The sequence below is a fragment of the Mycobacterium sp. 1245111.1 genome, assembly GCF_001673405.1.
In the GTDB taxonomy this organism is placed as follows: Bacteria; Actinomycetota; Actinomycetes; order Mycobacteriales; family Mycobacteriaceae; genus Mycobacterium.
Genome location: NZ_LZLV01000040.1, coordinates 1 through 9138, shown reverse-complemented (window position 1 = coordinate 9138; position 9138 = coordinate 1). Strand labels below are relative to the sequence as shown.

The 9138-nt window shown below is 62.8% G+C and carries 9 protein-coding genes; all 9 read right to left on the bottom strand.

Annotation, left to right across the window (positions count from 1 at the left end; translation table 11 throughout):
• On the bottom strand, positions 1-307 hold a 307-nt coding region (locus A5658_RS07940; protein WP_156751324.1), incomplete at its 3' end, for an MlaD family protein.
• Positions 304-1398, bottom strand: a complete 1095-nt coding sequence (locus tag A5658_RS07935) for an MCE family protein (RefSeq protein WP_067332911.1) — start codon at positions 1396-1398, stop codon at positions 304-306. The genes A5658_RS07935 and A5658_RS07940, both read right to left, overlap by 4 nt.
• Entirely contained in the window at positions 1398-2426 is a 1029-nt protein-coding gene (locus A5658_RS07930; protein WP_067332910.1) for an MCE family protein, read from the bottom strand. The genes A5658_RS07935 and A5658_RS07930 overlap by 1 nt, the downstream gene beginning before the upstream one ends.
• A complete protein-coding gene (locus tag A5658_RS07925) occupies positions 2423-3631 on the bottom strand; it encodes an MCE family protein (protein WP_082993022.1) in 1209 nt (402 codons plus the stop codon). Before A5658_RS07925 ends, A5658_RS07930 begins: the two co-directional genes overlap by 4 nt.
• Positions 3632-3883: 252 nt before the next feature.
• A complete protein-coding gene (locus A5658_RS07920) occupies positions 3884-4432 on the bottom strand; it encodes a hypothetical protein (protein WP_067332909.1) in 549 nt (182 codons plus the stop codon).
• The gene (locus tag A5658_RS07915) at positions 4429-5115 is read right to left on the bottom strand and encodes a hypothetical protein (protein ID WP_067332908.1); all 687 of its coding nucleotides are present in this window, start codon (positions 5113-5115) and stop codon (positions 4429-4431) included. The genes A5658_RS07920 and A5658_RS07915 overlap by 4 nt, the downstream gene beginning before the upstream one ends.
• Before the next feature lie 185 nt (positions 5116-5300).
• Complete coding sequence (locus A5658_RS07910; RefSeq protein WP_067332907.1) at positions 5301-5957, bottom strand: GntR family transcriptional regulator; 657 nt, start codon at positions 5955-5957, stop codon at positions 5301-5303.
• A gap of 114 nt (positions 5958-6071) precedes the next feature.
• Positions 6072-7079 carry a hypothetical protein gene (locus A5658_RS07905; protein ID WP_067332906.1) on the bottom strand — a complete coding sequence of 336 codons (1008 nt, stop codon included), beginning with the start codon at positions 7077-7079 and terminating at the stop codon, positions 6072-6074.
• 31 nt (positions 7080-7110) lie between these two features.
• The coding region (locus A5658_RS07900) for a thioester reductase domain-containing protein (RefSeq protein WP_156751323.1) at positions 7111-9138 on the bottom strand (2028 nt) is incomplete at its 5' end.

Below are 9138 nucleotides of genomic sequence, written 5' to 3'. Positions count from 1 at the left end.
AACGTGCCGAGATCAGGTTGGCGGCCACGACTACCGCTTTGGCCTCGGCCGGGACGGGCACGCCGTGGTCGATGGTGAACGTCATCTTCACCTGCGGTCCTTGTGGTTCTAGAGACGCAATGTTTCCGACTTTGATTCCCGCGACACGCACGTCATCACCGGGGTAGATCGCCGTGGCGGAGACGAAGTACGCACTAACTTTCATCGGGCGCCACAATGTTTCACGCACTATAAAAAACGTTGCGGCGCTGATCATTCCAACCAACGCGATGGCGGTGGCACGTGCGAGCCGGTGGCGGTCGGTCATTGCCCCCACCGTTCGCCGGGCCTGGGAATCCCATTGACCGGGAAAGGCACTTCAGCCCTTGGCCCCGCATTGTCGGGCGGTTGGCCCGCATTGGCGCCCCTGCGAAACCCGAAGTAGTAGTCGAGGAACGGTTGTAGAAGCTCGGGGATCCCCAGGTTGGCGATCATCGCCTGGTAATAGGGGCCACTGGACACCAGCTCCCCCGAAGTCAGTTCGTACTGAGCCAAACCCGGCAGAGACTTGGCTATGTTGTCGCGGTTCTTCTCCAATACCGCGGTCACTGCGTTGAGCTTTTCCAAGGTGGGCGCGAGCTTTGCTTCGTTGTCGTGGATCACGCCGGCCAATTGCTTGGCCAGGGCTGAGGTGTTGCTGAGCAAATCCACGATGGCGTGCCTCTGATCGACCAGGACATCCACCAGATCGTGGGCGTCGAGGATCAACGTGTTCACCTGTGCGCTGCGCGCCGAAAGGATGGTGCTGACGTCGCGTACGTTTTTGAACAGCTCCCCCAGAGTCTGGTTGCGGGCGTTGAGAGCTCGCGACAACCGGGTGACCCCGTCGAATGTCGGACCCAGCTTGGGGGCAATCTCGTCAATGGTGGCCGACAGGGTGTCCAGCGACTGGTTGAGTGTGTCGGTGTCGGTTCCGGCAATGTCGGTCGTCAGATCACCGACCGCGTCGGTGATCGAGTACGGGGAGGATGTCCGTGAGGTCGGGATGGTCACCGAGGGACGTAACCTTGCTCGCCCGGCGGGCTCGAGCGTCAGCACCCGCTGGCCCAGCAGAGAGCCGGTACGAATGTGGGCTGTCGTCGAATCACCCAGCCGCAGAGCGGCTTTGATGGTGAAGCCCACCAACGCTTGACCATCGTCGAGTGCGATGTCCGTCACCGTTCCGACCTTGATTCCGGACACCGTGACGTCGTTACCGGCGACCAGTCCGCCGACCTGAGTGAACAACGCCTGGTATCTCACAGAGGTCGCCAACGACGCTAGCTGCTCGGGCCGTAATCCCACGACAATGCAGAGCACGATCAATGTCAGGCCGATGAAGCCGGATTTGGCGAGTCTGGATCCGCGATATTTCAACATCAGCTGTCCGCGCACCTACCCGTCTGTTGCCTGATCCAGGGGAATACCGCTGTGGCGCCTTGCAAGTCGGTGACGCGAATTTGTACACCGCACAGGTAATAGTTGTAGAAGCTGCCGTAGGCGCCCAGGCGTACCAGTTTGCGAAGGTTGTCCGGTTCCTTCTGGAGGCCAGCGTCGATGTGGTCTTTGTGGAGATCCAGCTGCGGGGCTAATCGGTTGAGCTCGTTGATCGTGCCTGATAGCGGCGCGCGCGCATTGGTGAGGAGGTCTGCCAGCGTGGCGGTGCCGTTGTCAAGGGAATGAATTGCCGCGCCAATCGGATCACGGTCGGCCGCCAGTCCAGACACAAAGCGCTGCAAGCGATCTATGGTGCCGGAGAACTTATCGCCATCGTTAGACAGCGTTGCCGCAACGGTGTTCAGGTTGTCGATCAAATGTTGGACGACGTCGTTGTTGTCGGCCAAGGCAGCGGTGAACGATGAGGTGTTGGCCAGCAGCGACTGCAACGGTTGACCTTCGCCTTGCAACACGTGCAGCAGGGTCTGGGTCAACGCGTTGACGTCGCGGGCGTTCAGGCCATGTGTGACCGGTTTGAGCCCGCCCATCAGCAGGTCGAGGTCCAGCGCCGGCGCGGTATGGTCGCGGCCAATCTGCCCACCAGGAGCCAAGATTCGAGTCGAACCCGGACCGTCGGCGAGCTCGAGATACCGATCACCGACTAGGTTGAGATATCGCACCGCGGCCCTGGTCCCGGTGGTGAGCGGAACGTCGCGGTCGGCGTCGAACGTGACCAGCACCGACAAGTCGTCACGCAGGACGACGCTATTGACCGTCCCCACTCGGATTCCGGCCGCGCGCACCGAGTCGCCGGCTTTGAGTCGTGACGCGTCGCCGAATACCGCTGAATAGGTGTTGGTCGGGCCGCCGCGATACTGGTAGAACACTATGAACATGCCGGCCGTCAGCGCGGTCATCACGAGCACGAACGACCCGAACTTGACCGAGAGGGCCACTTGCTTTCCGCTCATCCGGGATTCCCGAGCTGCGCGCTGTTTCGTGGTGGCCCGTCGAGTGGACCGAACAACCACGTCTTAAGCCGGTTGGAGTTCAACAGAATTCCCTCGTTGCCGTAGCGAGCCGGGTTGTAACCGACATCCGCGACGACGTAGGGCGGTCGGGCTTCATAGGGGATGTTGGGCAATCCCGCAACGCATTGCGGACCTCCGGTCGCTGCCACTTTCGGCAGGTCCTGGGGGTAGCGGAACCGTTCGCGGCCGAGTGTGAAACTCGCGTCGACCATCGCACCGGGCATCACCGGATTGGGCTGGTAGGCCCCCAGTACCAGGCCGCCCAGCAAGCAGAACAGGGCCCTGTTGTACTTGTTCGTCAGATCTGTCGTGGGAACCAGCAGATGGGCGACGTCGGTGAGCGGTTGCCGATTGGTGGCCAACACCTCCTGGCCGATGTCGGCCAGCCCTATCGCGTGGATCAGTAACGCATCCAGGTTGCGCTGTTCGCCGACCACCGTTCCGCTGATCCGGCTGGCGCTCGACGTCGTGGACATGAGGTCCGGGGCGGCGTCGGCGAACGCATCGAGGACCCGGGGCGCCGCCCCGAGATCGTGGCGCAAGCTCGGCAGAGCGGGTTCGAACCTCGACAAGAACGCGTCCAGATCCGAAAGCATCTGGCCGATCTGCTGCCCGCGACCGTTGAACGCGGAAGCGATCGCTCCAAGAGTTTCGTTGAGCTTCGCTGGCTCGACCTTGGCCAGCACCGCCACTAGCTTTTGGAAGATCGTGTTGATTTCCACCGTGACCTGACGTGCGTCGAGCACCTCGCCGGCGTACATGCTCTTGGGCGACGGCCGCTCAGGTGCGATCAGCTGGACGAACTTCGCGCCGAATGCCGTTGTGGAGGCGATGTTCACGAGCACGTTGGCTGGGATGTATTGCAACTGCTCGGGATCAATCGCCAGGTGGAGCAGCGCCCGTCCGTCCGGCAAAGCCTGCAGGGAGACCACCTTGCCGACCTGCACACCATGAAGCTTCACCTTGGCGTCGGGATTCATGACGAGCCCGGCGCGCGGCGACACCACCGTCACCGGCACTGCGGAACTGAAACCCCCGCGAAACTGGACCGCCACCACGACCGCAACCACCGCGAGTCCCGCGACGCTGACCAGAGCCGCTAGCACCCGCCAATCTCTCTGCTTCCAGGGCGTATTGGTCGTCAACGGCCGCTCCCCGCCGCGACACCGGAAGCGCTGCTCGCTACGACGGGCTTGCACGCGCGAACGATTGCGATCGCGGCATCACCAAGCGACGGCGATCGCCGACCACTGGAGATCGGTCGTTGGTGCATGGGCATGTTTGACCTCCCCTCGACGCGGAGCCAAGTCGAGTATTGCAGACATTCTACAAAATGGTGCGAGGTTGACTCTTCTCGCTAGAACGGGCCCTCGGCCGGCCAGACTGGTGTAGAGACGTCAAACCGGGTCGAACGACGAGATCAACCAGACCCCGTCGACCTTCGTCAACCCCACCCGCACGGCGCTGCTGTTCAACGCGGGTTCTGGTCTGTCGTGGCTCATGGTCACCTGATTGATGAAGACCAGCACGACAGCCGAACCGGGTCGAACATCGGAAGCGGCAACGCGCACCACCTGCGCAGTTGTCTTGATGTGGCTTTTTCGCGCGGCGGGGGTCACGACCTGGCCGGTGAATCTGTCGTAGTAAGAGAGGAAATCACCGGTCAGATGCTTGTGGGCCCGGGCAAAGTCCAGTTCGAGACTCTCCGAGGCGTACGAAAGCACGGCGACTGCGCCGTCGGATGCAGCTTGGACCGCCTCATGACGTACCGCATCTCCCGTCTGCCGCTCAGGCCGATACTGGCAGAAGAACACCAACGACGCCGAGACCGCGGCTGCCACGACGATCAGCGCGAGAAGCGTTGAGCGCCAGGTAAGTCGACGGCGCCGAGAGTCAGCGGTGCTGGCGAGATCTCGCGATTCGGTTTCGACTTGTTCTGTGGTCACGGCACAAAGTCGACTTTCGCAATTTTCAGCTGCGTACCGTCTTGTGTGACTGTGACGCTGAGCCGCCATGAGCGCTTCTCGTCCTTGGCGCCAGCGGCGTTGGTGAGGGTGCTGGTCGCAGCAACCAGGACGACCGCCGAGTTGCCGTTCGTCGACTCGACCGCCGTGGAGTTCACGATGGTGTTGCTGACCGCCCTGGCATTCCGTGCGCTAGTGACGAGATCGTCGGCCGTTGCCTGGAAGTCGTTCTTGAATGCGCCGGTGGAGCTGTCGATGATTCGTTGTACGTCGTCTTCGGCTCGGTTGAAATCAAGTGACATCAGGTTCACGACGCCTTGGCGAGCCGCCGCGGCGAATTCGACTTCGCGGTGCCGCTGTTCTGAACTCCGATGGTCTTGCCACACCATGTATCCGGTGGCGGCCAGCAGCGCGGCGGCTGACGCGGCTGCCGTACCGCCGGCCAGCAGTGCCCGCCACGACGGCCGTCTCCACAGTCGACCCCGCCGGATCGTTGCGGGCAGAGGTACGGCCTCGAGGCGGCGTCTTATCGCCTGTGCCCTGGCCATCGCCGCGGCCGCACGAGCCTCGGCCTCCGCGGCCTCAGCCTCGGCCTCTTCGGCGGCAACGATCGCGTCGCCCCGCTGATCGACGTCCACCGGGCCGGTGCGATCTCCCGGCGTCATCGACCCGTCCTGCCTGGTGTCCGGGCACGAAGAGCAGGACGAGCCCCGACACAGTGACCGCAGTCCGACGGCCCTGCACGCCGGCGCAATGCTTCCCTGTTGAACCCATGTAGGATTGCAGACATTCTACAAATACTACCGACCCAGGCTGAAACAAGGTCCCAAACGGCAGCTGCGCGCTGAGGTCAGTTCGGCTCGCGGTCTTGGAACGCCGATACCAGCAGGCGCAGACACTCGGCCTGCATATCGTCGTGGGCGGCGACCGCGCGCTCACCGTCGTGCGCACACACCGCGTCGATCACCGCAACCGCGCCGACGCGGCTGACTTCCGACGTTTCGGGCACGACGTCGAAAATCGTGTCGATCGCCGTCGTGCGGATCCGACGCAGGGTTCGGGCGATCGGCGGGGCATTGGCCGCGTCAAACATCACGTCGAGGTAGGCCTCGGACAATGTCCAGACGGCTGCAGGGTCGCGGGTCTCCTCGAGTCGAGCGGCGATGTCCGCCAGCTGGGCAGCATGGTCTGCCGTGAGCCGGGCCGCGGCGCGCCGCGCCACCAGCCCGAACATCAAATTCCACACCTCGGCGTTATCAGTGATCGACGTCTCGATCGGTAGCACTCGTCCGCCGCGGTGCATCTCCATGCGCACCCAGCCCTCTTGCTCCAGGATCACCAGGGCTTCGCGCACCGGCACCCGACTGACCCCTAATCGCGCACCGATGTCTTCCTGGGTCAGGCGCTCACCTGGCTTGAGTTCGCCGGAGACGATTTGACGCCTCAGATGATCGGCAACGAGCTCGCCGCTGCTGCGCCGTTCCAGGCGCCCCGCTGGCTGGCTCATGGCCGACCTCCTTCACGATGAATCGTCACATGCCAACATCAACGTTTTGCCTAGTATGCGCGCGCATCACGGCACCGGCGCACGCCCGTGTTCGCACAGCCTGTCGCCCTCTCGTCAATGAATCGCCGGTTGGCTGCCCCGCGCCAGGCGGAATGGTGCCAGAGACATATCCAGCAACTCCGGGGTCAACATGCCGCCGGGGTACTCCACCCAGCACCAGCTACGAACGGGCCTCGTGCCAATCGAGCTGTCGGTCTGTGGCCCGAAGAAATGAATCGGGCTGCCGGCTGCCTCGAACATGAACGAGTAGGAATCAGAACCGATGGAGGTCTCCAAAGCGGTCACTTGCCCTGCCTCGTTCAGCGCAGGTTCGGCGACGACGTCCTTGTGCACCGTGGTCACTCCATCTTTGAGTTGATAGCCCGGCCCGAACGTGAGACCGTCCTTGCCTTGCCAGAAGCTGCCGCCACCGAGCGTGCCGTCGCCGTAATCGTCCAGCCACGACACCCACATGCCTTGCAGATGGCGTGCAATCGGCAGCTCGACGTAGGCCTTTCCCGGTGGGCCATAGGCGAAGTCCTGGTGGGCATACCCCGACACCTCGACGCCGTCGACCTTGCCAGTGACATACATCAGCTCGTGACGGTAGTAGACCTCGTCGTCGATGCCGTCTTGGATGGGTACGTGGGTAAAGACGATTTCGCTGACGGTCTTCCCGTGGACCTCCCACCGTCCGCTGGCATCGTGCCAGTGAAAACCGTTGGCATCACGCTCGATACGACCGCTCGGGTAAAGCAATTGCACTTGATCGCCGCTGTCGATGTATTGGACGGGTTCGAACCAGTCGATCGACGCGTACTCGTCGAACAGGTGCCCCGCATCGGCGCTGAGTTGTTCGGGCAGTGACCGGAACCCGCAGATCGGCGACACCACATGGGTCATACCGACAACGAAGTCGTCGAGTCCCCTTAATCCCCAATAGGTTTGACCGGAGGGGTCGCTAACGATCGCGCCCAACCAGATACCAGCCGACCCGACTTCCGGGCTTGGCGTCCATCCTCGACGATAGTGATCGAGCGAGGGCGCCTGCTTGCTCACCTCGAATTCAATCTGGTCCAGCACTCATCTCTCCTTACTGTGGTGGGCGGCCTGCTCATCGTCTGTCGAGCAACCCGACGAGTTCGAGGTCATCGAGGTACTTCTCGATGACGGGCCCGCCGATCTCGGGTATGTCACCGCCGTGGCCGAGGCCGTGCGCCATCACCGCCGCCCTGAACCGCTCTGCGGGAGCGAAGGTTCCGCGGATCGGATGCTGCGGGTGGCGGTAGATCTGCAACAGCGGAAGCAATGACGCCGCGCGTTGTCGTTCGGGAAGGTTGCGCACAGCCGTCTCGAATCGCGCGTACCATTCGTCGTAGTCATCAATACGCTCGACGTGACAACCCGCTTCGATCATCCAGTCGACATACTGGTCGAACCCGATGCCGTCGTCGTGCGGATTCACTACGTGGAACGTCTGGAATCCCTTGTCAGCCATCGCACTGAGCGTCGAGATGGACTCCGCGACGAAATCGACGGGCAGGCCGTCGAAATGCCCCTGAACATGCCCGCCAGCAGAGCTGCGTAGGTAAAACGACGCCGGGGCGAGCCCGGTAGCCGCGATGCTGAGTATCAAACGCGTGATCATGTCGGGGAGATTGAGCTGCCCGGCGTAGCCGGGTGCGGCCATGATCATGTCGCAACGAAACACGGTTACGGGTAACCCGCACAGATCATGGGCTTCACGCAAGAGCACCTCGCCGGCCCATTTGCTGGTGGCATAGCCGCTGGCGTAGGCGTCGTCGACGCTTCGCGTCGGGCTGATCTGACGAACGTCGGCGTCCTCGCTGAACTCCCAAGGAGCCACCGTCGCGCCGACGCCGACTGACGATACGTAGGCGAATGCCTTCTGGCGGGTGGTCAACGCCAAGCGGATGAGCTCAGCGGTTCCGGCCACATTGGGCCCGAAAAGTTGTGGGTAGGGCAACATGTGGTTGACCAGAGCGGCGGGGTCGACGATCGCGTCGACGCCGTCGGCGAGCCGTTGCCAATCGGGGACGTCCAATCCGAGGTCGGGCGCGCTCTTGTCGCCGGCAAGAACATCGAGACAGTCGGCCGCCAGAATCTGATAGCGGTTGAGCAAATCAAGGTCGCCGCTGTCGAATACCGCATCCAAACGCCGACGGGCGGCCGCATCGTCCTTGGCCCGAACCAGGCAAATGACTTTTCCGCCAACCGATTTCATCCGTTGCAACCAGTCCAGCAAAAGGTAGCGGCCCAGATAGCCCGTGGCGCCCGTGAGTAGGACCGTGCGAATGTCGGAACGTGGCCCCGGCAGGGAAGGGGCGTTCTCGAGCGTGGCCGCGTCGATGAATTTGTCCAAGGTCAACTCGTCGGCACGTACCACGGTGGAGTCGGCGCCGTGTACTGCGTCGAATGTCAATCTGACGGTCGCCGAGAATCGTTGCGCCTCAACGTAATCTGCGACAGCTTGTAAGTCGCTTGACGGGCTGATGATCACGCCGACGCCGACCTCGACACCGAAAATGTCTTGGAGTGCGTCGGCGAACGTCAAGGCGGACAGCGAGTCGCCGCCCAGCTCGGTGAAATGCGAGTCGGGCGCCGGTGCATCGGTGACCGAACCCAGCACCGCGCCGGCCGCGGCGCAGACGGTGTCGATTGTGGGTCGGCTCGCCGCACGCTCGCCCAACTCGGCCAGACGGTCGTGTTGGGCGTCGACAAGCTCGGCGTACAACGCCTCCAGCTGCTTCCCATAGCGGCTCTTTAGGCTGGGTCGCAGCGGCTTACCGGTTCCGGCAAGTAGACCGTTGGCGACGCTGAACGGCGAGGTTTCGATGATGATGTCGCGCGGAATTTCGTACGGCTGCAGCTCTGCGGCGCGCGCAGCCTCACGAAGCGATCGCAGAATCAACGGCTTGAGCGCTCCCCCGTCGCGGCCCGCGAGGGCTGCGTCGGTTGGCACCACGACGGCCAGTAGAAAAGAGCGTTCGCTGTTGCCGTACACGTAGATCTGTTGAACCGGGGCGCAATTGACGTAGACGGCCTCCAATTTCGATATGGTGACGAACTCGCCCTGCGAGAGCTTGAGTACGTTGTTGCGGCGGTCGACGAATCGGAACTC

Bases quoted from the DNA above. Each gene is read 5' to 3' on its own strand.
- A5658_RS07935 (WP_067332911.1), bottom strand. From the start codon at position 1,398: ATGTTGAAATATCGCGGATCCAGACTCGCCAAATCCGGCTTCATCGGC.
- A5658_RS07915 (WP_067332908.1), bottom strand. From the start codon at position 5,115: ATGACGCCGGGAGATCGCACCGGCCCGGTGGACGTCGATCAGCGGGGC.
- A5658_RS07910 (WP_067332907.1), bottom strand. From the start codon at position 5,957: ATGAGCCAGCCAGCGGGGCGCCTGGAACGGCGCAGCAGCGGCGAGCTC.
- A5658_RS07930 (WP_067332910.1), bottom strand. From the start codon at position 2,426: ATGAGCGGAAAGCAAGTGGCCCTCTCGGTCAAGTTCGGGTCGTTCGTG.